The following is a 24,346-nucleotide window of genomic DNA, read 5'->3' on the forward strand; positions in this document are numbered from 1 at the left end:
CCTACTGTTCAATCTCTTTATTGTTGCAAAAATAGTGGGATGCAGCAAGGCCGGCCTAAAATAAAAAAAGAAGGGATAAAAGATTCACTCTTTGTAGTGCTCCATTAAAATTTCAATACGGATTTAAGTTCTTACAGCTTTTTTTGCCATTTCCATGCCGAAAGAAACGTTTCGTCGGGAGTACTCACTGTTTTTCCAACCCAACTCCTCATTTGCCGGGCTGTAATTTTATGGGGCACCCTTTCGCCTGTCGGCACTTTGTTCACAATATTATTTTCAAATTGCGTTACAGATATCCTCAAGAAGGGAAGATTCTGTTTGTGAACGATTCTCCCATTTTAAGTGGAGATGTTCGAAGAACAGAGGGGGTGTTTCTGTTTCTACTCAAACTCTTGCGTAGGAAAGCGAATCTTTGTGTAATTAGTTATCCTAATATATTAGAGTACCTTTGCGAGCGGATTACTAATTTTTTAGTATCAATCCTTTTCTATCATCTTTGTTAATGAGCTCTTCGGGCAAAAATCATCACATTAGCAGATTTCACATTTATAGTTGAGTTATTAGTAGCCAATCTATTCATCAGAGTACTAAAAATTAGTACGCCTATATGCTTTTAGTCGAGCGTTTACGTTTTTTTTTGATGACACCAATTGAATAAATAATGAATATCAATTCAGACAATTATCTTGGTGACAATCGGATTACTACAGCATTACTTCTTGCTGCAGGAACCGGTAGTCGTCTTTATCCCTTGACAAAAAGCTCACCCAAATGCCTTACCCTTGTTAATGAAATGTCAATTCTGGAAAGACTTGTAAATAATTTAAAAAAACAGGGATTTAAACGTCTGGTAATTGTTACAGGCTATCAAAAAGAGTGTATCATGGAATTTCTTGGCAATAAATCAGATGATTTAGTTATTGAGTATATTCACAGCCCTTTGTACAGAACCACCAATAATATTTACTCTTTATGGATGGCCCGTGCTATAATAAATGAACCTTTTGTTCTATTTGAAAGTGATTTGGTGCTCAACACATCATTGCTTGATGAAATGGTTTTCCCCGATAAAATGGCAGTTGCTGAAATGCAGCCATGGCTCGATGGAACTACTGTTTCGGTCAGCAAAACCAATCAAGTTACTCAGTTCCAGAAGGGCACAACAGATGCCTATTCAGATATTCGTCATAAAACCGTTAATATATATAGCTTTTCGCTTTTGTCGTGGAAAGGAATTATTAAAAGGCTGAATCAATATATTTCGGAAGGTAGTGTTAACTGTTATTACGAAACTGTTTTTTCTGAGATGGTTAGCGATAAGAGCTTAAAATTTGAGGCTGTTTCATTTGACCATAAGCCATGGTACGAGATTGATACTATTAACGATTTAGCTGAAGCAGAAAAACTTTTCCCAATAAAAATGAAAAAGCTGGCTGTGCTCAAAAAAGAAAGTGCTTTGCATTTTTGCAGTAATTTATAACAGATTAGAGAATGGAAAAGAAATATACAACTCAAAGCGAGAAATACGAATATATATCAAAACAACACGGCGGATATTATCGTCATGATTTTACGGATCACGCATATCTTTATAATCTTTATTTTCCGCCTAAAGAGGTCTTTTCGCATCTGAAAGATAATATCGAAGATTTAGTACTGAACTACCCAATGGCACAAAATGCACTGGCCGAATTGATAGGGAATATTATACAGCAACCAACCCAAAGAATCGTAGTAGGAAATGGGGCGGCAGAGATAATAAAGATTCTCTCGGGAAGTCTGGCAAAAAAAATAATTGTTCCTGTACCTTCGTTTAATGAATATGCTAATGCGGCACCGGAAGGACGAGCTGTTGAATTTCCACTTGAGTTTCCTTCTTTTCAGCTCGACATAGATAAATTTGCCGACGAAGCGATTAAAGTTGGTTCTGATATGGCTGTTGTAGTTACACCGAATAATCCTACTTCGATGGTAGTGCCCAAAGCTGATTTAATTCGATTGGCAGAAAAGCTTAAACCCAGCAATTGTATGCTTATTGTTGATGAATCGTTTCTTGATTTTGCCGACAGCAAAGAGCAGATAAGCCTGGAGCAGGACATTGCCAAATATCCAAATATGGCCATTCTGAAAAGCATGAGTAAAGCTTATGGAATATGTGGACTGCGAATAGGATATTTATTAACGGCTAATGCTGATTTTGCTCAGGCAGTCCGAAATGGAATTCACATCTGGAATATTAATGGCTTTGCTGAGGAATTTCTCCGAATACTACCTCAATACAAACAGGAATTTGAGGACAGCTGCAAAATAGTTAAAGCAGATCGAGACGTTTTTTACAAAAAGCTGTGTGCAATTGACGGGATGACTGTTTTTAAGCCCGATGCAAATTATATTTATTGTCGTTTGCCGGAAACAGCTTTAAGTGGACCTGAAGTGACAAAGCGTCTTTTTATTGAGCACAATATTTATATAAAAGATAGTGTTGGAAAAACTCAGCCTGATGCAGACCGATACATTCGGATTGCTAGTCGTACCCCCGAAGAAAACGCTAAACTTATTGAAGCGTTGAAAGAGGTAATGTATGTAAAGAGTAATTAAGATGAGCGAAAAAAAACAAATCGGCATGCTTACGTTTGCCAAAGATTTACCAAATATCTGTTCTCTTTTAGGATTGTTGAGTGCTGTATTGGCAATTTATTTTGCGATAAACGGCAATTTTCAGGCATCCATTATTGGAATATTATGGGCTGTATTATTCGATTGGTATGATGGAATTATAGCCCGTAAAATGAAAGGAAGAACAAAAGAACAAGCTGTATTTGGAGCCCAACTCGACTCTATGATAGACATTGTAAGTTTTGGCGTTTTTCCTGCAATATTACTTTTAAGCTATGGACATTACAATATATGGTTTATACCCGGTGCATTTGTAATTATTGCAACCAGTGCCATCCGTTTAAGCTATTTTAATATTTATGGTCTTATCGACAGCAAAACCTATAAGGGACTGGCACTCGATAACAATGTACTTATTCTTGCGTTTGTCTTTTTATTCGAAAATTTCTTTCAGCATTCTACTTTTTCGATACTTATTTATATCATCTTACTAATTTTATCAGCATTAAATTTATCTTCAATACCAACACCCAAATTTGCAGGAAAATGGGTGTATGCCTTAGTTGCTTATGTTGTGGCGATGACAATTGTGTTTGGATGGATGTTGTTTGATCGGGTTTAGTGATACAGATTGTAAAGTACAAACAGATCTGAAATCAGAATTCATGACTGGCAGCAAACCTCTGTCTTTTTTTGATGGGTGTTATTGGTTGATGTTATTTAGATTTGGTAAAACGCCAAATCTTTGAAATATTTTTCTTTTAGTATTTCATATTCTCCAGGATCTCCTGTCCAAAGCCGAATTCCGTTTTGTGTGGTGTAAGCAAGTAAAAACCGGTCCCAGGTTGCATCTCCTCCTGTAATAACAGGTTGATCTTTAAACTCTCTTTGTAACACCTTCACTTTATGCTTTCCATACGGAACATCATTAAATTTTGTATTGATTCTTTTGTTCTCGTTTGTATCAACCCTTGCTCCAAAAATATCACTGACAGGGATGTTAAAATATTCCCAACAAATTATTTCAGCAGAAATTTGATTGCTTGCAGTAACAACTTTAACTGCAATGCCTGAAGTTTTAAGAAGTGTTAGGATGGATTGCATTATAGCATTTGGTTTTGGAATAGGAATCTTATAGCCTTCCAATTCAATAGCAATAGCATCGGTATGAATCATTTCAGTGGTAATATTTTCCACTACAGAAATTTCAAGATTATTCATGACCTCTATTACTTTAAAATAGGCTTTTTCCCGATCAGCTTTAATCAAATCAAGGTAATCCTTCCAACCAAAGTTTAGAATGTATTTTCTCTTTACGAGCAGTGCAAAAACGGCTTCACCGATATCGCCGTGAAGTAAAGTATTGTCTAAATCAAATGCAGCATATTGATTGTTAACTAAGCACAATTCTTTGATCTTTTCAAGAACAGGTTTGGGTATGTTATTTTTTACAGATATCATCATTCTAAATCATTACTAAGCGGATAAATTTGCCATTGTATTATTTTCTTTCGTGCTTACAGCACTTCTTATTTTGATACTAATTGACTACTACCATATTAACATCCCTAAGGGATTTTGAACAGCTCCATGGGAGCGGGAATATGGCAACTGACAGACAATCAACAAAAAGAGCCCCGTAGGTGGCGATACAGTGTAAAAACAAGTGAAAAGAGTTCTTTGTGATGCATGCTCATTATTTAGTCGGACAGTAGTGATTCTAAATATTAGTTTGGCATCCTATTCTTTATCAATTTCATTAAAAGACTTTTTCTTCTTTGAAATTCAGTATATCCCCATGAGGAAATACTCGTATCACATACAAATGCATATCATTGGTACCCAAATTTTCATAGTATAAAAACATGTTATCGTCCTTGGGATGATTTCGGGAAGAGAGTGTACCGCACATATACTGATCAAATTGATGGCCATAGTAGAGATCGTTGGTACGCATCAGTTCCAGTTCGTGGGTATGACCGCAAAATACGTGTTTGATTTTATGCTTTTGAACAAAGTCGATCAGGGTCGCCGAATTCTTTAGAGGACACTCGTCGGTACCTAAAACAGAATAATGGGTAAGAAGCAAAGGAATGTCATATTTTTCCTGTTTAATTGATTTAGTAACAGCATTTAATACCTTTTCTTCAACGTATCCGTCATCATTGTATAATTCATTCGAATCGATACTGATCACTAAAACCTTTTTCCCTTTAATTTCAATAGATTTAACAAAATTGATATCGGTAAAATGATCATTCAACTTTGTTATTTCCAGGTTTAGAAAAAGGTGTTTCTTACTTGTTTTAATCTTTTTTGAAATGGTAATTATCTTGGAATCATCAATATATTCATGGAATAGCTCATGAGAGCGCATGTTTCGTTTATCATGATTACCAAGGGTAGAGATAATATTTTCACACCTAATTTCTTTTAGAAAGTTTCCTGCCTGAGCATATTCACTTTCCAGGCCATCAGTTGTATTGTCGCCGGTATTAATCACAATATCGGCATCAAAAGAATTGATTTTTTCGAGTAAAAGCTGATCATTTCCATCCCAGTGCCTTGGTCCAAAATGCAGATCTGATATGTGTAAAATATTCATGTGTAATTCCGTGTTAGAATTGATTAATAAAAATTAGGGTGTCCAAAAAGGAATATTTTGTATTGGATTGTCATGTTGAGCGAAGTCGAAACATCTGTTTTTCAAAGTGAAAGATTCTTCGACAGGCTCAGAATGACAATAGAACAATACTTTTTGGACACCCTCATTTGTTCTCTGCAATAGTAAAGTCTTATTCTCTAAAAGTAATCAATATTACCTGGTAAAAGATTTTAATTGCTTAAACTCTGAAAAAGGGAAATTATTAGTTGGCTTGCAGGTATTTTATGATTTCAGATAATTTACTTGTCTGTAAAGTAATACGTTTCTTTTTTTATCAGAATGATGTGCAGCGTTTACGACTGTTAGTAAGCGGGTATTTTGTCAATATTTTGTTGATAGAGTTAAAAATCAGTCATTTAGTTATCTGTTTTTTGATGACTGCAGGATTTTTTCCACCATAATTTACGGGATTAAGTTTACAGCTAAATACATTTTAATTGATTAAAATGTGTGAATTATGTAACTGAAATACAGAAATGTGTAATGCTTTTTTTTAGTAATAGGCTAACCTTTGTAGGGTAATATTTTATTCATTATTGTATTACCGGTTGCAACATCTAAAATCCAAAGTCATGAATAAAAGATATGCTCAAAAATAAATACGCATTCCTTACTGAAAATGACCAAATGTTTAATGAAGACAAGCAACGGAAATGTACGGCAAACTGCAAATTAAGTTAGGTAAAATTAATAGCGGACTTTAGCTAAACTCTTTATATCCGGCAATTGGGTAGAATTACTATTATAATTGAAAATAATATAAAAAAATAAAGAAGGTAGAGATAGTTCCGGGTAGAGAGTTTGAAGTACTCTTTCGCCCCATATTTGCAATTTTTATCTTTTTTAAGTAAAAAATTAATCAATAAAAATAATAATTATGAAAAAATCAATTTTAATTTTAGGAAGTACGCTATTTATGACTGCAGCATTATTTGCCAGTTGTCAATCATCAGCAAAAAAAGTGGAAAATGCAAAAGAAAAAGTACAGGAAGCGAAAGAGGATTTAACGGATTCAAAAACTAACTTGTACGATGCCAAACAAGATTCAGTTAGTGATTATCAGCAATTCAAAAAAGAAGCTGAAGAGAAAATTACTGCCCATGAAAAAACCATTACTGAATTCAAAGCAAGAATAGCGAAAGAGAAAAAAGAAGTAAAAGAGGACTATGAAAAAAAACTGGCTTTATTAGAGAATAAAAACAGTGATTTAAAAAAGAAGTTAGCTGATCTTAAAGATGATGGTCAAAACAAATGGCAATCTTTCAAAGTTGAATTTAACCGTGATATGGATAAATTGGGCAAAGCTTTTAAAGATTTGACTGTAAAGAATACACATTGATTAGTTTAATTAGTAAAGGTTGAATTTGCAACAACTGTTTATTAAACGATAAAAAACCAAATTCATGTTTTTTATCGTTTAATAAACAATCTTAAAAGTTTAATCCATTCAATAGTATTTTTAAAAGTAAATAATTATGTAATTACTCTTTAATGAAACGATATCATCATGAACAAAAATATCTTACGACATATAACTGTAGAAGGATTTGCCCATAGCTCAGATTTATCTAATTGTGAACTATTAGAAAAAGAATTTAATGAGGCGAAGGATAGGTTTAAACTTGCCAAAAAAGAGGTGAAAACAGCCAAGAAAAAACTAAATGTGGCTTTGGATCAAATTATTACTAAAATAGAGAATAAGAAAAAAGAAACTCAGAATAATTTGGATGATAATTCCGGTTCCTCATCGGTTTTTAACGGCGAAAATATAAAATCAAAGCACGAAGAAACAATGGTTGAATTGGAAGTAATGAAAGATAGAATAAAAAAAAAGATTGAGGAATACAATACAAAAGGAACTGAAAATTGGGACTCGTTTAAACACAAGCTAAATTATGACCTGGAAGAATTAGGTGCAGCTTTAAAGAGTTTTGTGACTAAGTCTAAGTAGCTATGTGCTTGCGTTTTATTAAGGTGTAATTTAGGCTGTAAGGATACGAAACATTATTCCTCAATATATATAAGTGAAATTTACAGGGTCAGACTTTAGTTAAGTCTGGCCCTTTCTTCAAATATAGTAATAGCCTGAATGAGTATTTCTATGGTGTACTTTCTGATTTTGCCATCCGGATTTTTGATTGAATTGCTCGTGCAGATGATTTTTCTGATCTTCGGAAGAAGCTCGAAATTGCTGTACCGGGAATACCGGCGATGGTGCCTGAAGAGAGCTCAGGATTACAAATTTCCTGTTAAATGTCACTATTGCTGATACCCATTGACAGATATAATGATAGTTTCCAGGTCTTTAAGCGTATTTTTATTAAGCGAAATCATAGGATTGAAAGTGATATCCCAATTAAGAGTCTTAAGGATTTCAGAATTTCCCAGACTTGTGCGTACTTTGTACCGGATCTATTGGAGTTATTCGTTTTTACGCTATTTTAATCGAGATATAAATTAGTGCTTATTCGTTTTAGTTTGTTTCGTTTAAAATAGAATAAGTATGTGGTATTGCCATTGATACTGGTTATCTGCAGCTTTTCATCAATTGCTTCGGTTATATTGAATTTTCGGCTAAAAGCATCTTTTGACATGCCTGGTTTAACATCTCCTGTAAGATTAAATTTAGGGTTGGTTACATCAAGAATAAAAATGAAATCTTTGTTCTGTGCCCTGTAAACCTGTATTATATTTTTATTGTCTGAGAAAGTATATATTGTATCGATGATAGCCGGGTTATGTATATTTACTTTAGGTTCCTGAGTGCATTTTAAAAATTTATATTCCTGCCTTATGGATGCAACCGAATAATTATTTAGGGCATTTACTGCAAAATTTTCACACTCATAGCTTGTAATGTTATTCGAATTAGCTCCTGTAAATTTTGTGTTATAGCGTAAATTATCCTTAGGAATAAGCTTTTCGGATTTATTTAACTGAAGAGTATTACAACTTGCCATGCCCAGCAAGATGCTTATTATCAGTAGATTTCTTTTGAAATATATTGCTTCCATATTTAAATCTGTTAGATTATATCATTAACAACTAGTAGTTTGTTCTTTGCTGTTTATATCAAAACAGCAGGCAATCACAGCAACATTTTATCTGCTGCAGCTACTTGTACTTTTATAACTACGGTTAAAAAATTCTTTGTTTCTAATTTGGCAAAAAATCATTTTAGGAGCAGACTCATTGAGATTTGTTCAGGGAATCATACTTGAGTAGTAAAGTTCTGTCGAATTCTATTGGCACCAGACTATCATTTGCAATATCATACTCAAATAACTGCTTATTCTCAGGATTGAAAGAAAAGCTGGAAGTGTTTAATTGCCTTTCTTTATACATTTCATAAATTGTAAAGTCATATGTTTTAGAATAGTTGCTTTTTTTTCGTCCTTGAGGACTTCTTTCCAGAAAAACGCCATAGTATAAGCCTCCATTTTTCACTACTTTTTCCAGCAAACCCTTTGTTAATTTCATATAGCGTGGAGAAGTTGTCAGTATTTCTTTTACTGCCAATTCTATTGGCGGCAAATTTTCCTCTGTTTTTATACTTATGGGTTTATCAGTTGTTTGATTCCTGACTTCAGTTTTGTTGACCGAATCTTCTTTTTTGATATTCTTGTTATGACAGGAATATACTGCAATTGACAAATAAATAAGTGTAATTAGCTTGATTAATTTCATTTTCATTTTTTGAATTTTAATGATATGATACCTGACTTTCTGAGTATGAATGTCCGTAAATCAAGTAATCCACATTTGTTCTCAACTTTATCAAATTGGATGAACAATGCAGGTTGAAACACTAAACTTGCCGGGAGTTTACATCCCGACAGTCAGTATTTAAAAATCAAGTTGTTATTATTAATCAATAACATTATCAGCAATCTTTTTTTGACTGGCTTTTGTAAGTTCAAGAGCCTGTTCAACCCAATGATCCTGATTAATTCGATCTGGGGAGATTTCTAAAATATCAGATATAATAACTATATCTTCTGTTGTAAGCTTACTGATTTGTGTAAACGTATATATTTCGAGCGCATTGAGACTTTCTTCAACCCAGTTACTTATGCCTTTAATCAGGGTTAAGTTATTAGCATGGTGTTTGTGAGCAATACCTAACCGGTCGTAATAAATTCTATTCTTCATAACGCTGATGCGCTGAAGGTGCTCCGACTTACTGATTTCAATCCGAATAAGTTCTCTGGCCTGCTGTATCCATTCATCCCTTTCAATTCTGCCTGGAAAGAATTCAATAGCATCCGTAACTATCTCAACATCTTCATTGTTAAAATTGCTTATTTGTTTAAAGGTATAAATATCAAGTGCATTTAATTTCTTATTAATCCAACCCCCAATTCCGCTTATTTCAGTTAAATCATCAGCCTCTTCCTTGTTGGCAATACCAATTCGGTCATAATAAATAAGTGATTTTTTTGCTCTTATTTGCTGCAGAAGTTCATTTTGTTTTTCTTCATCATGTATCAGTTCTGAAGCCTGGGCAATCCATTCATCTCTTTCAATCCGACCAGCAAAACACTCAATAGCATCATCAATTATTTCAATGTCCTTTGCAGTAAATTTACTGATCTGTCTGAAGGTATAAATATCTAAGGCATTCAGTCTTTCCTCAATAAAAGGTCCAATACCACTAATCATTTTCAGATCGTCTTTTTCGTCCCCGGTTGCGGTTCCAAAACTATTATAATCCAGTAAATGCATACCCTGCCTAAGGTTAGGCAACGCTTCATGCTCTTTGGCAAGCAATTGTTCTGTTATTTTGTTCTTTAGCTTTGTCTCCGTCGTGTCGTTAACCGCCGCTGAATTTTGTGACTTAAGTGTTTTGCCCTCCTTTGTGACTTGTTCTATTTTAGTGTATTTTTCAGCAAAGGTTTTTTGCAGATTGTTTTTTTCTTTTTTAATCTTTTCGGCTTCTTTTTTGTTTTTATTTATTTCCGACTCTAATTCTTCTATTCGCTTATTGTTAACTGATTTTGCATAAAACCATGCTGTTACAGATCCAATGATAGCAGCTCCCAACAACATTGCAATGATTTCAAAGCTTGCTGTCATTTTCGATTGTAGTAAGAGTATTTGTAAATAGTTCATGTTTTTATTATTTAATAGTTATTACTGCTCTCCTGTTATTTGCTCTTCCATCTTTTGTGTTATTGTTATCGGCAGATTCACTCTCACCTTTTGACAGAATAGTAATCTTATCGCCAATCATACCTTTAGTTTTAAAATAACGCTGTATGCTTTGTGCTCTTCGATAACCTAGAGCATCATTATAGATATTGGTACCTATGGCATCGGTATGTCCTGTAATTTCTAAACTTGCTTGTATATTTTGATTTAAATAGGCATTTGATTCCTCAAAATATTTTTCTGCGATGCGACTTGAACTAAATTCTGAATTATCAAATTCAAAGTAGATTGTTAGGTCTTTTGGCACAACGGCTTGCTGTTTCAACGGTTCTTGTATTGTTTCATTAACAATGGTGTCGTTGTTAACTTCACTAATTATCGCAGTAACCGGTTCATCACACAGTCCCTTAACATTGCAAACGTAAACGTATGTTGATAATGTTGACCAGGCAATAAATGAAAAAATTCCAATTATCAGGATTCTCATAGTTTTAATTTTTTAAATGTTTGTTTTCATTTGCTGTATGAAACTTCCAAATTGCACTCATTCTCCTGTGTGTAACACTTTTTACAGGGTCGTTTCATCGTATTAAGATTAGAAGAGCAGGGGATGAGGGAGAACACCCATTCACAAGGATTTACTACTGTGTTTGCAAGATACAGTTGTTTAATTGGTTTCTTTATAGTTTTCTGAAATCCTTCAGGTTAAAACCATCCTTGTTTTCATTGGTTATTTTGCGTGAATTATAATAATACAGGTTTCCGTATGTATCAAAAATCATTTCAAAACATTTTCCCGCACCGTCTTCCTTTGTTGGACCAACATGAAAATTAAATATGGTCTTGGAAGGATCGGATTCTATTTCTTTTTGAATTTCATCGCCATCGAGAAATTTCACACAATAGGGATATGTCGATTTTATTTTCTCCGGCGAATCGGCGTCTAAAGCCATCATGTTTTTGTTTAGTAACAAAACCTTATCTTTAAAGCTTGATGAACCATTGTAATATTTTAACCCTCTCAGTGATATCATGAAACGGTGTGATTCAAGATTTAAAGCATGTTTCTGCATGAATTTAACCATTGCGGGGATTACATATCCAAAATCCATTGTATTGTCATCACTGTACGAAATAGGAAAACTGCACAATTCAGGCATATTGGTCAGGTCGGTTGATTTATCGCCCAATACAAGGCTAAGGTAATTATAGCTCACCCCATCCGGGTCATTGTCAAAAACACCTTTCATGAGTACTAAAAAAGAATATTTAGAATCAAAGTGACGCTGATTAAACTCTTCTTGACTAATAAATACAAAGTCGGTAGATTTCCAGTATTTTTCAATAGCTTCTTTAATAAGAATATTATAGGTAATGGTACCATTTTCAAGTACCACACAAAGAGTAGAGTTTTTAAACATACCAATTTGCTGTCTTGATGCCAGTTTAGGATTTGCCGATGCTCCCAAGCTAAAGAATCCTAAGGTAATGATGAAAAGAAGTATTTTCAGATTACCCGCCATAGATTGACTGTTGACATTTATAAAAGTTTTTTTCATCTGTTTATAATTTTAAGTTTTTGTCAGATGGAACTTACCATATAATCATTTCCCTGTGTGTAGAAAGCTTTATACATGGATGTTTCATGATATTTTTTTTTAAAACGGCAAGTTAATTTTACCTAATTAAAGGTACTTATGATTGAAGCAGAGGTTGTTGCATAACTATGGCAATAAGTTACATCATTCACACATTTTTAGATGTAATATTTCTAAATCATGAAGCCATTGCTTCGAATAAAATGATCAGCTGATATCTTATTCAGTTGCATTTTAGAGTTATTACTTAAACTCATAAAAAACGAGCCGCCTTTTTGAGGCTGCTCGTTTAAGTATTCTGTAAACGCTTACTGTTTTACAATCGTGTTGCCTTCCAAAGTAACCCCGCCAACTCTTGTTAATGCCCGGCCATCAAGTGATGCTCCTGTGTTGAAGGTTATTGACTCAGTAGCTAAAACGGTTCCTTTCATTACAGATGTAGTTCCGAAAGTTGCAGAACTACCCACATTCCAAAAAATATTGGATGCCAATGCTCCTCCGCTAAGAATAACTTTACGCCCTGATGTTGTGGTAAATGTTGATGCTATTTGTACTATAAATACGGCACCGCCATCTCCCTGTGCATCAAAAGTAAGATCGCCTGACGAAATAGCTAAGGATGAAGTTGAAAAATAAAGTCCGGGAGTAAGTGTAAGTCCGCCAATATTTCCTGACAATGTTACTACATCGGTACATGTTCTTGCGGCAGCATCATCATATGCATCGACTATATCAAGTTTAGCCTGATTAGCTATTGCATCATTAATATGTTGTGTTCCGTTCAAAATTCCTGGAGGAAATCCTCCTATTGAAGTGCCGGGACTTAATCCAATATCACCAGTAATAACTGTTGCTCCCGTGTTGGTAACTTCTGAACCTGCAAGAATGGCAAAGTTAGATGCACCATCAAGTGAAATTGTTGTTTGAACTGTTGTTTGAACTGGAATAGTTATTAGGTTTGAATCATTATCATCATTGCTGCAACCGGCCATTAAAGCAACTGATGCTATTGCAAAAGCTGGTAATAGATTTTTTATTTTCATCTGTTTATAATTTTTATTTTATGGTCAGATGGAACTCCCAAATTACACTCATTCTCCTGTGTGTAGAAAGCTTTATACTATGGACGTTCATCTGTTTATAATTTGTTTTTAATTGCCATATGGAACTTACTATGCTGGAATATTCGTCCCCTTGTGTGTCATAATTGCCTGTTATGGACGTTGCATATTAGATTGTAATGGGTGAAATATCACAAAACAAAGCTAAGATCATTAGCTGTGGAGAGTGTTATACAACTTTTAATAAAAGTTACATTGTTCACATGTTCTGCAAAAAATCAGTATATATAATTCAATGTTGTTTAAGGAATAAAAGGCTTTCTTGAATTGTTGAGACTCAGTCTGACAGTCACCCTGTTCCGACAGATGTACGGAAGGAGTCGGAGGGTATTTCACTTAAAATAATTGAGATTACAGCGATTCGATAATATTTTGCACTTCTTCTTTTGATTTGCCTAGCTTAATTTGAAGTCTTTCCAGCAATGCTTCTTTTTTATCTTCTTCAAACAATAAATCATTGTTTATAAGTACAGCAAATTTTTGTTTTAGTTTAACTTTTTGCTCTTTCCAGTTTCTATGTAATTCTGATGCATGTGTCATTATATTTTAATTGTTTTGTATCATTGAATATTCATATACAAAAATGGGTTTATTGTTCGAGGAAAGCCTTACATAACTTTGAGGATAAGTTACATCATTCACACTTATTCAAATTCTGAATACAGTATAGAACTTTTAGTAGAGCGATTACATGATAATTGCCGGCGAACGCAGAAGTAAGTACTTATTATTACAACAGGTTGCTGAGCTTCTGTAAGGATTTGATTTTTAGAGTGATTTACGTGAAGAGTGTCTCAATGTAAGTTTTTAAAATAAGTATATTGTAAATCAATCTAATATCTAACGATCTATTGTAATTAACAACAGATGTTTCAATAAGCAGGATTACATTCTATCCATATACCAACTCAATTCTTTTTCCATTTTTTTGTACGAAAAAATAGATGTAATAATTTTTTGTAAACGCATAAAGGCAGTTTCGCTTTTCACCACATAATCAGTAGCTTTGTGATGCATACAGTTGATAGCGACATCAATTTTATCCTGAGATGATAGCATTACAACAGGAATGTCCGGATTGAAAGATTTAATTTTATCCAATGTTTCTATTCCGTTTATCGCGTTTTCATTAATGCCGTCAAGATGATAGTCTAAAATGATAACATCAGGCTTGTGGGATAAATTATCTAAACAAATTTCGCCTGTTGCAAATGTTTCAATGGTAAAATCAGCATGTTGAAGAAAATCAATTTCCAACGATTTTAGATACAAAGCATCATCATCAACCAGAAAAATTTTGATTTTATTGCTATCTGATTTCGTATTGTTACTTATCATTTTGTGTTTTTAATTGTATTAAACTCTTCTTTTAATTCTTCACATGCTTGTATACAAACATTTTCAAGTTGTACAACCATTTCAGCAATTCCTTCAGATTGTTCTTGAGTGCTGGCATATTCCTGTACTTTCTTCGCCATATCTTCGAAATCGGTATTAATACCCATTATCGAAAATGATGGAATCATTTTATGAACCGCTTTGTACAGTGATTTCCAATCTTTATTTTTCAGACCTTGTTTCATTGTAGTAATTAAAGCTGGAGTTTGTTCCAGATAAAGCGAAATCATATCCATCATTAGTATTGGATTCGATTTTGTCCTTCGATTTAAATAATCTAAGTCAGTACATTTATCATTTTCATTAGAAGCCAATCTCTTTTTTTCAGGTTCTATGCTATTGGCATTCTTTTTTATCAGGCCAACCATTTTGCCATACAATAGTCTCTCATCTACAGGTTTTGCAATGTAATCGTTCATTCCAACAGATTTACATTTTGCCAAATCAACAGTAGTAACATCCGCCGTTAAAGCAATAATAGGGATGGTGGAATTCAGTTTATTTCGAATATATTCAGTCGCTTCAAATCCATTCATTTCCGGCATTTGCAAGTCCATCAATATAATATCGTACGAATTGGTTTGCATATTTTCGATGGCTATTTTTCCATTCGCAGCAATATCGCATTCAAATCCAAAATCATCAAGTAGGGTTTTCATTAGTAATTGGTTAAGAGGCATATCTTCAACCACCAATACTTTTATATTTACAATATCATCTTCTAATTCAGCTGTTTCCGGCTCAAAATTTGCTTTAGCACTTGTTTTCTGAAAACTTAATGTAAAGCAAAAAGTAGAACCTTCATTAATTTTGCTTGTTACATGAATTTTTCCCCCCTGAGCTTCTACCAATTGCTTAACAATGGCAAGACCTAAGCCTGTTCCTCCAAACAAACGTGATGTGCCGCTGGATCCCTGCTGAAAATTCTCAAAAATCTTTTCTATTTTATTTTCAGGTATTCCAATCCCGGTATCCGAAACTGCAAATTCAATGGTTACTTTCTTTTTATCTTCATCGATTATTCGAATACTGAATGTAATTTTTCCTTTTGAAGTAAATTTTACAGCATTACTTAACAGATTTGAAATAATCTGGTGCAGCCTAACCGGATCGCCAACCAGCACATCAGGAATTTTAGTGTCGTAGTCTTTTACTAATTTTAAATTCTTCTCTTGAATTTTGATTTCAAACAGATGGAGCATTGCCGGAATGGATAGAGACATTTTGAAAGGTATTTGCTCAAAGGTCATTTTACCTGCATCTACTTTTGCTAAATCGAGTATGTCATTTATAAGTACTATTAATGCATCGCCACTCATTTTTATGGCTTTTAAATATTCTTGTTGTTTTTCAGACAAGTTAGTTTTAAGCAGTACTTTTGTAAATCCTATAATCGCATTCATAGGAGTGCGGATTTCATGACTCATATTGGATAAAAACAGTTGTTTTGCTTTCACAGCATCTTCGGCAATGTGTGTAGCTTTTTCTGCTTTACTTTTCGCTTCCTCAGCTATAAATGTGGCCATCTCGGCAAATATAATAGCTTCTGTAAGTTCTGTGGCAATTCTTTTTTGTTCAGTAACATCACGTGCAACAATTACTACTCCGTCTACATTTCCTTCTTTATCTTTGTAAACTGATCCATTGAATAATACGTCTGTTAGTTTTCTGTTTTTATGGCGTATGGTAAGTGGTGAATCGGCAACAGATCCTTTCGCGAAAACTTCCTGATAAACTTCACGTGCCTTTTGTGGTTCGGTAAAATAATCAAGAAAATCTGTATCTGTAAGGTCTTCACGTGTCAGCCCTGTAATTTTTGTCAAAGCCTCATTCATATCGGTTATCTTGCCTTCGGTATTGATAGTAACCAAAGGATCAAGACTTGCTTCGATAAGACTAAGTGTATACTGAGAATCTGATTCAATTTCATCGTTGAATGCTTCAAGTTCTTTAGTTACAATTTTCTGTTTTTCTTTTACTTTATTTTGAAAAGCAAGTTCCTTGTTGGCAATGACTAGTTCAGCGGCACGTTTTTCTTTCTCATTATTTTGGAACGCAAGCTCTTTATTGGCAATGCTTAATTCTTGAGCCCGCTTTTCCTTTTCAATGTTTTGAAAAGCAAGTTCTTCGTTGGCAATGACCAATTCAGCCGCACGTTTTTCTTTCTCATCGTTTTGAAAAGCAAGTTCTTTATTGGCAATGATTAACTCAGCAGCTCGTTTTTCTTTCACTTCATTCTGAGAAGCAAGCTCTTTATTGGCTTTTCTTAACTCGATTACCCATTTTTGATTTGTAACATCGCGCGCAGCAGCAAAAATGCCGAGAACATTTCCTTTATCATCTTTATAAACGGAAGCATTGTACGATACATCTGTTAAATTCCCGTTTTTATGCTTTATAGTTAAGGGATAATCGGCGACAAAACCTTTTTCAAAAGCCTGAAGATAACCTTCCTGTGCTTTTTTGGGTTCAGTAAAATAATTTGAGAAATTAGTATTTATTAGTTCTTCACGTGAAATGCCGGTAACTTTTATTAATGCCTCGTTTACGTCTGTTATCTTACCTTCAGCACTGATAGTAACAAGTGGATCTAAACTGGCTTCTATCAAACTTCTTGCGTATTGATCTCTATATCTATCGGGTTTACTTTTTGTTGTTTCCATCTTATTTTTTTGTGAGGCTATTGAAAAAGTAAGTTATGTTGGTTAAATACTATCGGGCATGTTTCCAATTTCTTCAATAGGTCTTCGTCTTTTATTCTTCAATTGTTTAAAATGAGAAGGGGAAAGGCCTGTAACTTTTTTAAACTGATTAGATAAATGAGCTACACTGCTATAATTCATTTTCCATGCAATTTCTGTAATGGTTAATTCATCATAAATAATTAATTCTTTTATCCGTTCAATTTTATGAGAAATAATAAATTTCTCGATAGTAGTTCCTTGTACTTCTGAAAATAAATTAGCGAGATAAGTATAATCGTGATTTAATTTCTCACTTAAAAAATCAGAAAAGTTTGTTTTGATTATTTCATCCGTATGATGGATCATTTCAATAATTACCGTTTTTATTTTTTCAATCAATATAGCTCTCTTGTCATCCATTAATTCAAGTCCTGTGATGAGTAATGCTTTTTGCAGTTGTTCTCTTTGTTCCACAGAAATATTTTCCATGATCTCAACTTCGCCCAAATCTACTACAATGAAATGCAACCGAAGTTTTCTCAACTCTTCTTTAACCGCGGCTTTACAACGGTTACTTACCATGTACTTGATATATAATTTCATGTTTTTTATAAATCTTTACAAAGATGGTCGTTTTTATATTATAACGTTTTACACAACTTTTCATATAAGTTACATCATTCACACACTTTTCATTACATTTTCTCAAAATATATTTTTTAAAAGGGCTTTTATGAATTAAGAAAAGAGGCAGCCTTTATTAGACTACCTCTTTCAAATCTAGTTATAATAATCTGCTATGGCGCTGTAATTACATTACCATCAAGAATTACAGCAGTTTGTGCTAAAGCTCTTCCATTAAAAGATGCTCCTGTTTGAAAAGTAATACCTGTCATCGATAAAATAATACCTTCAAAATGAGATGTTGCTCCAAAAGTTGCTTCTCCGGCTACCTGCCAAAAAATATTTTTAGCTTGGGCTCCTCCTTCAAGCGTAACATTTACTGCAGCACTCATATTAAGATCACCTGAAATCTGAAAAATCCAAACGTCGTTAGCTCCACCCGAAATAGTAACATCAGAAGGCAATGTAACAGTACTTGTCCATTTATATAAGCCTGGAACAAGTGTTTTACCTCCTAAATTTCCAGTTCCCAACTCAAGAAAATCAGGAGTAGGCCGACCGGAAGCATCGTTATAAGCTGTAATCATATTTTCAACAGACGTAGTTAAATTAATTGCTGTTGGAGCTGCCATATCGGCAGCAAAAATTTTGCCTGTAACTTGAGCCGATGTTGCATATCCTGTAAAATCGGTTAAGGAAAGTCCTGTAACGTAAGATGTGGCAGCAGGACTTAAGCCCAAATCTCCTGTAATATTGGAAGTAGGATTGTTATTGATTGCGGTTTTAGCAAGAATTGCATAATTACCTGCGGTTCCAAGATCAACTACAGCTAGGCCAGCTGATGCAGCTTCTGTTGTAAAACTCCATACTTTATCAGCCGCAAGGGCATTACCAGCTAAATCTTTTGCTTCGGTAGTTAGGGTTGCAGTATAAACAGCAGCAGCGATTAAGCTGTTAGTTGGTGTAAAAGTTGCTATTGTTCCTGAATAATCCACAACACCCGAAACTGTGTTTGTTCCCTGCATTACTATAAATGTTGCAGTGTTGATTGTTAAGGGATCCATTTCTTCACTGAATTCTGCAGTAATTATTTTGCTGCGAAGTAAGTCCTCTGCATTGTTTACCGGATCTGTTAAAGTTATCTCCGGCGATATATCATCTGGTAAAAGGCCGGTTGTAAAACTCCATACTTTATCAGCAGCAAGTGCTTTGCCTGCTAAGTCTTCTGCTCCGGTTGTTATGGTGGCCGTATAAATAGTTTCAGCAGATAAAGTATTGGTTGGATTGAATGTTGCTGTGGATTCTGAATAATCTACAACACCGGAAACAGCATTTGTTCCTTGCATTACTATAAATGTTGAGGTATTGATTGTTAACGGATTCATTGCCTCATTAAATGTAACAGCAATTATTTTATTAAGAACTACGTCGACAGCATTGTTTGTCGGATTGGAAGAAATTATTGTTGGTGCAAGATTTAAATCGGTATCGTCGTCTTTTGAACAACCCAACATCAAAACAACCGCTCCCATCGCGAGGGTTGATAATAGATTTTTTAATTTCATAGAATAGTTTTAATTAATATTTGTAACGAAACAAAGGTAAATACATTAATACCCTGAAATGTTACACAAGAATGCTATTGATTTACATCATTCACACATCTAGTAGATATACGCTCTTAAATAGGAGAAAGAAATAAGTAAAAGTGCCCGAAAGTCGTTTTTCATACAGATATTCATTCCTGCAAAGGCCGGAACTACTTTCATGAATTTATTGAACGACGATAATTTACAGGCTTCAGCCTACTCAAGAAGGCACGTTCGCAGCACGTTTTGGATCCAATTTGCGTTGCATTTAAAATATATAACGTATAGAAAGTGCGCCGCCGTCACCCCAAAAACCACTGTATCCAAAAATATTCAAAGTGGGCTTCCAGTCGATGCCAATGTTAATTGGTATTTCAGTAAAGTTATATTCCAATCCAATGATACCATCAAGTCCTACAACAGTATAGCTTTCTCCACGAGTTCCCCAATCTGCATGATCACCATCCCAGATTCCAACATGACCACCGAATCCAAAATACCAATTCAACCTTTCAGCATTGGCAATCCTATTTTGAATTTCATAAAGGCCTGTTAGTTCAACGCCTTGCCATCTTGAAGAAAGAATACCCTCAAGAGCCGTTTTATTACTAATGAAATGCTTTATTGTTAAGCCGTTTGAATATCCTGCCCTCAGACCGATTCCTGTGTTGTAATCTTGTGCAAAATTGACTGAAGAAACACAGAATAGAATCAATAAAGTCACAATAATTTTTTTCATGATATTTAAATTAATTAATTCCTACTCGTTTGGCTTTTCGGTTACGCCTCGTTTGAAATGGTTTTCAGACTCCATCTGTGATTATTTTAAATCCAGACCAGTTGGTAATGATATCAGTTGAATTTTAAACTATTTTTTCCTGATAGCCAGGATGAGTACAATACCACCCAGTCCAATTACTGTTAGTCCAATAAAAGGTGGCCATTTTACTTTATGTTGTTGATCTCTTGTTATTTGAACATCACCTATGTCAAGTACATTTTCTTTGGTAAAGAAACTGAAGGTTGTGAAAATGGTCATAATAACTCCAATTGTCAGAATAATTAATCCGGTTTTTTTTATGTTATTTTTATTCATGTTTTTAAATGATTAGTAATTATTGCTGCGGCAAATAGAATATGAACAGCTCCAGCTGTATTCTACCCGAAACAGGCAATAGTCTATTTACGGTAGGTGAGTCGGGGCTTGTACAGAGCAAATTCCTTATTGTATTTATTTCTGTTACTTTGTACAAGTAATTATTTTACAAAACAAAGATGAGCAGTTTCGATTCAAAACAGCTTACACAACTTTATTTAAATATTACATCATTCACACATTTACAACAAGTAATTAACTCTTGACTATTAGAATAATTTCTGAATTATTCTTATATATTTGTGTATCTATTTAAACATATTGTTCTTGTCTTTCTTAGCCATAGTCAGGTGAAAAAGACTAGTAAATTCAAAAAATGATAAAATCAGGAAGAGTATTTATGTGCTCTGATGTTGTTATTACCCAAAATCCTGAGAATATATTTAATTCGTAATAAAAGGCTCTTTATTTTTATTCGGATAAAGTGTTACATATTGTTTTTACCCTAAAACCAAATTAAATAATGAAACCAAAAATTTATTTGAATTTAACGCCCGAAGCTTTAATTGCTTCTATGCTTTCACCTGAAGAATTTGGAAGCTATATGGCGGTTGGTACCCAAAAACGCACGCATGGTCAGGTTATTTTTCTTGAGGTTGACAGTAATGCGATCCAGGATATTCTTCCAATGGACTACATAAACGAAAGATGCATTCCTCAGGAAAAGGGACGACCAAAAAGCTCCGTTTATCTTTCTATTTACCGTGTATTGGAAAGCATTCCCGTTTCAGCTTTAAAAAGTTTATATCTGACAACGGATGATGGACGAACAATGGAAATTAAAAAAGGAGATTATTCTGGTGATATTAAATCCAGTGCACACTTGTATCAGGAACTTTGCCCGGTTACACCAAGGATTATTAGTAAATTGGCTCCCTTGCAATTCATAGATTATATGACAAGAGGAACAGAAAAAATTAATCTTCCTAAACTGGCATTTGTAGAATTGCAATTGAATGGATTGGCAGATGATTTTGAAAATTCGCCGGCACATAATCTACCCTATGCAAATTTAGATCATCTACGGGATTGTATGAAGATTCTTAATAATGAGCCTGGTAAAATTCAAAAAACTATTATGCGTTTCTTTTCAAGAGATCTTCTTTTTAGAACAATTAAGAATGGTTTTTTTATTGGTGACAATAATGAAATGGTTTATTATCCTTTCCCTTCAGAAGAAGAGTTGAATGATAAGAATTATGCATGGTGGAGATCAGCTAAATCAATCGGATTTAATTAAGAAAAACAAACAAAAATTTTTAAAATAATGCAAAACATAGATAATATTTTTTGGTTTATTCCATTCAGTTCTCTAATCGCTTTAGGGTTTGCCTTTTACTTTTTTAAACAGGTAATGAAAGAAAGTGAAGGTACCGATAAAATGATAAAAGTAGCTTCCCACGTTCGAAAAGGAGCAATGGCATACTTAAAGCAGCAATATAAAGTAGTAGGTATCTTTTTCCTGATTATAGTGGTTCTGTTTTCGGTATTGGCATATGGTTTTAATTTACAAAACGAATGGGTTCCCGGAGCTTTTTTAACAGGAGGTTTTTTTTCAGCATTGGCTGGTTTTTTTGGAATGAAAACGGCAACTTATGCTTCGGCCCGAACAGCAAATGCAGCCCGAACTTCTCTAAACATGGCTCTTCAAATAGCTTTCAGAAGTGGAGCAGTTATGGGACTCGTAGTAGTGGGGCTTGGACTTTTTGATATATCGGCATGGTTTGTTGCTCTTAATTACTTTGTTGATGAGCCAACCGTGGCAGAAAAGATGATGATTATTACTACTACCATGCTGACATTTGGTATGGGAGCATCAGCACAGGCTTTATTTGCCAGAGTAGGTGGTGGAATTTTTACAAAAGCAGCCGATGTAGGTGGTGATCTTGTCGGAAAAGTTGAAGCAGGTATCCCCGAAGACGATCCGCGAAATCCTGCAACAATTGCCGATAATGTAGGCGATAATGTGGGCGATGTTGCTGGTATGGGAGCCGATTTATATGAATCATACTGTGGTTCAATATTGGCTACAGCGGCTCTGGGTGCTGCCGCCTATATGAAAGATGCCGATTCTCAAATGAAAGCAATATTGGCTCCTATGCTGATTGCTGCGGTGGGAATTATTCTTTCAATTATCGGAATTTATATGGTTAAAGCCAAAGAGGGCGCAACTCAAAGACAATTACTAAAGGCTTTATCAAGAGGAACCAATATAAGCTCAGTATTAATCATTGTATTCTCATGGATTATACTTTATGTTCTTGAGATTGATAATATTTGGGGAATATGGGGTGCCATCGTTACCGGATTGATTACGGGAATCATCATTGGACGGGCAACTGAATATTACACATCCGAAGAGTACAGACCTACACAGAAAATTGCAGAAAGTTCTAATACCGGCGCGGCTACGGTAATTATTTCCGGATTGGGAATGGGAATGATTTCTACAGCAATTCCTGTTATGGCTGTGGTTGCAGGTATAATATTTTCATTTTTATTTGCATCTGAATTTGATGTGAATAATATGAGTATTGGCTTATATGGTATTGGTATTGCTGCAGTAGGAATGCTTTCCACTTTAGGAATTACCTTAGCCACTGATGCTTATGGCCCTATTGCTGATAATGCGGGTGGAAATGCTGAAATGTGCGAGCTCGGACCTGAAGTTAGAAAGCGTACTGATGCTCTTGATTCCTTGGGAAATACTACAGCAGCAACAGGTAAAGGTTTTGCTATTGGTTCGGCTGCTTTAACGGCTTTGGCATTATTGGCATCCTATATCGAAGAACTTAAAATTGGAATTATTCGTTTGCTTCAAACTGCTGAAAATTATTCTTTTCCTAATGGAAAGGTTGTATTTTCTGCAAATGAAGTCAGTTCAATAGGGCTAACGGATTTTATGAACTTTTTTAAAGTGAACTTGATGAATCCAACTGTATTAATTGGAATTTTTATAGGTTCAATGATGGCATTTGTATTTTGTGGACTAACCATGAATGCAGTTGGCCGGGCTGCAGGAAAAATGGTGGACGAAGTAAGAAGACAATTTCGGGAAATACCAGGTATTTTAACAGGAAAAAATGAACCTGATTATGCGAATTGTGTTGCTATTTCGACCAAAGGAGCTCAAAAAGAAATGATGTTGCCTTCAATTTTGGCAATTACTGTTCCTATTGCCGTAGGATTGATATTTGGAGTTGCCGGTACCATGGGCTTACTGGTTGGTGGTTTAGGTGCAGGTTTTGTTTTGGCAGTGTTTATGGCTAATTCAGGGGGTGCCTGGGATAATGCTAAAAAATATGTTGAAGCCGGACATTTAGGAGGTAAAGGTTCTGCCGCTCATAAAGCAACCGTAATTGGCGACACTGTAGGTGATCCTTTCAAAGATACTTCAGGTCCAAGTCTTAATATATTAATTAAATTGATGAGTATGGTTGCCATAGTAATGTCTGGAGTAACCGTTGCATATAGTTTACTATAAAATAAATTTTATTGAAGTAAGATTTAAATTAGATATTGAATGGGGTTGAACAATTTGTTTAACCCCATTCTTACGTTTGGGAGCAAACAAAAATAAATACAAAGCAATTGACGGTTTTTTAGCTAATAACCTGAGTTCGATTATTAAAGTGTTGTTTTATAGGTAAATAGGTCAAACAAATCATTGTTATTTCTTTGAAAAAGCGATAGAATTTACTAAATTAAATGTCTGACAAACAACTAATTAAAAGTAAACTCTAT

The 24,346-nt window shown here is 34.4% G+C and carries 22 protein-coding genes; 7 read left to right on the plus strand and 15 right to left on the minus strand.

The genetic code is table 11. From position 1 onward, the window contains the following. Positions 1-661 precede the first annotated feature (661 nt). The 3 genes from QUH73_RS19670 to QUH73_RS19680 are packed head-to-tail and all read left to right on the plus strand — an operon-like array spanning position 662 to position 3,238. Positions 662-1,480 (plus strand): phosphocholine cytidylyltransferase family protein, encoded by an 819-nt coding sequence (locus QUH73_RS19670; RefSeq protein WP_289532155.1) that lies wholly within the window; start codon positions 662-664, stop codon positions 1,478-1,480. 11 nt (positions 1,481-1,491) lie between these two features. Continuing rightward, positions 1,492-2,598, plus strand: a complete 1,107-nt coding sequence (locus QUH73_RS19675; protein ID WP_289532156.1) for a pyridoxal phosphate-dependent aminotransferase — start codon at positions 1,492-1,494, stop codon at positions 2,596-2,598. A gap of 1 nt (position 2,599) precedes the next feature. Further along, a complete protein-coding gene (locus QUH73_RS19680; protein WP_289532157.1) occupies positions 2,600-3,238 on the plus strand; it encodes a CDP-alcohol phosphatidyltransferase family protein in 639 nt (212 codons plus the stop codon). A 98-nt stretch (positions 3,239-3,336) separates the two neighbouring features. Here the strand turns inward: QUH73_RS19680 and QUH73_RS19685 are convergent, their stop codons facing one another. Together QUH73_RS19685 and QUH73_RS19690 are read right to left on the minus strand one after the other, a co-directional pair. Further along, positions 3,337-4,080, minus strand: coding sequence for a haloacid dehalogenase-like hydrolase (locus QUH73_RS19685; RefSeq protein ID WP_289532158.1), 744 nt, complete (start codon positions 4,078-4,080; stop codon positions 3,337-3,339). Positions 4,081-4,375: 295 nt separating this feature from the next. Beyond that, entirely contained in the window at positions 4,376-5,221 is an 846-nt protein-coding gene (locus QUH73_RS19690; protein WP_289532159.1) for a metallophosphoesterase family protein, read from the minus strand. 937 nt (positions 5,222-6,158) lie between these two features. On the opposite strand from QUH73_RS19690, the gene QUH73_RS19695 reads away from it, so the two are divergent. Further along, positions 6,159-6,620 (plus strand): hypothetical protein, encoded by a 462-nt coding sequence (locus QUH73_RS19695; RefSeq protein ID WP_289532160.1) that lies wholly within the window; start codon positions 6,159-6,161, stop codon positions 6,618-6,620. Positions 6,621-6,788: 168 nt separating this feature from the next. Further along, the gene (locus tag QUH73_RS19700) at positions 6,789-7,232 is read left to right on the plus strand and encodes a hypothetical protein (RefSeq protein WP_289532161.1); all 444 of its coding nucleotides are present in this window, start codon (positions 6,789-6,791) and stop codon (positions 7,230-7,232) included. A gap of 490 nt (positions 7,233-7,722) precedes the next feature. Here the strand turns inward: QUH73_RS19700 and QUH73_RS19705 are convergent, their stop codons facing one another. The 13 genes from QUH73_RS19705 to QUH73_RS19765 form a co-directional block, all read right to left on the minus strand. After that, positions 7,723-8,295 carry a hypothetical protein gene (locus tag QUH73_RS19705; RefSeq protein WP_289532162.1) on the minus strand — a complete coding sequence of 191 codons (573 nt, stop codon included), beginning with the start codon at positions 8,293-8,295 and terminating at the stop codon, positions 7,723-7,725. Positions 8,296-8,470: 175 nt separating this feature from the next. Beyond that, positions 8,471-8,974, minus strand: coding sequence for a hypothetical protein (locus QUH73_RS19710; protein ID WP_289532163.1), 504 nt, complete (start codon positions 8,972-8,974; stop codon positions 8,471-8,473). 174 nt (positions 8,975-9,148) lie between these two features. Next, complete coding sequence (locus QUH73_RS19715) at positions 9,149-10,393, minus strand: hypothetical protein (protein ID WP_289532164.1); 1,245 nt, start codon at positions 10,391-10,393, stop codon at positions 9,149-9,151. A gap of 7 nt (positions 10,394-10,400) precedes the next feature. Then, positions 10,401-10,919, minus strand: a complete 519-nt coding sequence (locus tag QUH73_RS19720; protein ID WP_289532165.1) for an OmpA family protein — start codon at positions 10,917-10,919, stop codon at positions 10,401-10,403. 193 nt (positions 10,920-11,112) lie between these two features. Continuing rightward, positions 11,113-11,991, minus strand: a complete 879-nt coding sequence (locus tag QUH73_RS19725; protein ID WP_289532166.1) for a hypothetical protein — start codon at positions 11,989-11,991, stop codon at positions 11,113-11,115. Positions 11,992-12,338: 347 nt separating this feature from the next. Further along, positions 12,339-13,073, minus strand: coding sequence for an ice-binding family protein (locus tag QUH73_RS19730; RefSeq protein ID WP_289532167.1), 735 nt, complete (start codon positions 13,071-13,073; stop codon positions 12,339-12,341). Between the two features lie 429 nt (positions 13,074-13,502). After that, complete coding sequence (locus QUH73_RS19735) at positions 13,503-13,691, minus strand: hypothetical protein (RefSeq protein WP_289532168.1); 189 nt, start codon at positions 13,689-13,691, stop codon at positions 13,503-13,505. 345 nt (positions 13,692-14,036) lie between these two features. Then, positions 14,037-14,489: a response regulator gene (locus tag QUH73_RS19740; RefSeq protein WP_289532169.1), complete on the minus strand. Its 453-nt coding sequence runs from the start codon at positions 14,487-14,489 to the stop codon at positions 14,037-14,039. Beyond that, on the minus strand, positions 14,486-17,212 hold the full coding sequence (locus QUH73_RS19745; RefSeq protein WP_289532170.1) for a PAS domain S-box protein: 2,727 nt from the start codon (positions 17,210-17,212) through the stop codon (positions 14,486-14,488). The genes QUH73_RS19740 and QUH73_RS19745 overlap by 4 nt, the downstream gene beginning before the upstream one ends. A 42-nt stretch (positions 17,213-17,254) precedes the next feature. Then, a complete protein-coding gene (locus tag QUH73_RS19750) occupies positions 17,255-17,836 on the minus strand; it encodes a helix-turn-helix domain-containing protein (protein WP_289532171.1) in 582 nt (193 codons plus the stop codon). 194 nt (positions 17,837-18,030) lie between these two features. Continuing rightward, the gene (locus QUH73_RS19755; RefSeq protein WP_289532172.1) at positions 18,031-19,422 is read right to left on the minus strand and encodes an ice-binding family protein; all 1,392 of its coding nucleotides are present in this window, start codon (positions 19,420-19,422) and stop codon (positions 18,031-18,033) included. 292 nt (positions 19,423-19,714) lie between these two features. Next, positions 19,715-20,185 carry a hypothetical protein gene (locus QUH73_RS19760; protein WP_289532173.1) on the minus strand — a complete coding sequence of 157 codons (471 nt, stop codon included), beginning with the start codon at positions 20,183-20,185 and terminating at the stop codon, positions 19,715-19,717. Positions 20,186-20,314: 129 nt separating this feature from the next. Next, positions 20,315-20,542 (minus strand): hypothetical protein, encoded by a 228-nt coding sequence (locus QUH73_RS19765; RefSeq protein WP_289532174.1) that lies wholly within the window; start codon positions 20,540-20,542, stop codon positions 20,315-20,317. Positions 20,543-21,065: 523 nt separating this feature from the next. Between QUH73_RS19765 and QUH73_RS19770 the strand changes: the two genes are divergently transcribed. After that, positions 21,066-21,842: a hypothetical protein gene (locus QUH73_RS19770; RefSeq protein WP_289532175.1), complete on the plus strand. Its 777-nt coding sequence runs from the start codon at positions 21,066-21,068 to the stop codon at positions 21,840-21,842. A 27-nt stretch (positions 21,843-21,869) separates the two neighbouring features. Further along, positions 21,870-24,086, plus strand: coding sequence for a sodium-translocating pyrophosphatase (locus QUH73_RS19775; protein WP_289532176.1), 2,217 nt, complete (start codon positions 21,870-21,872; stop codon positions 24,084-24,086). Positions 24,087-24,346: the final 260 nt, after the last annotated feature.

It is taken from the genome of Labilibaculum sp. K2S (assembly GCF_030372765.1).
In the GTDB taxonomy this organism is placed as follows: Bacteria; Bacteroidota; Bacteroidia; order Bacteroidales; family Marinifilaceae; genus Labilibaculum.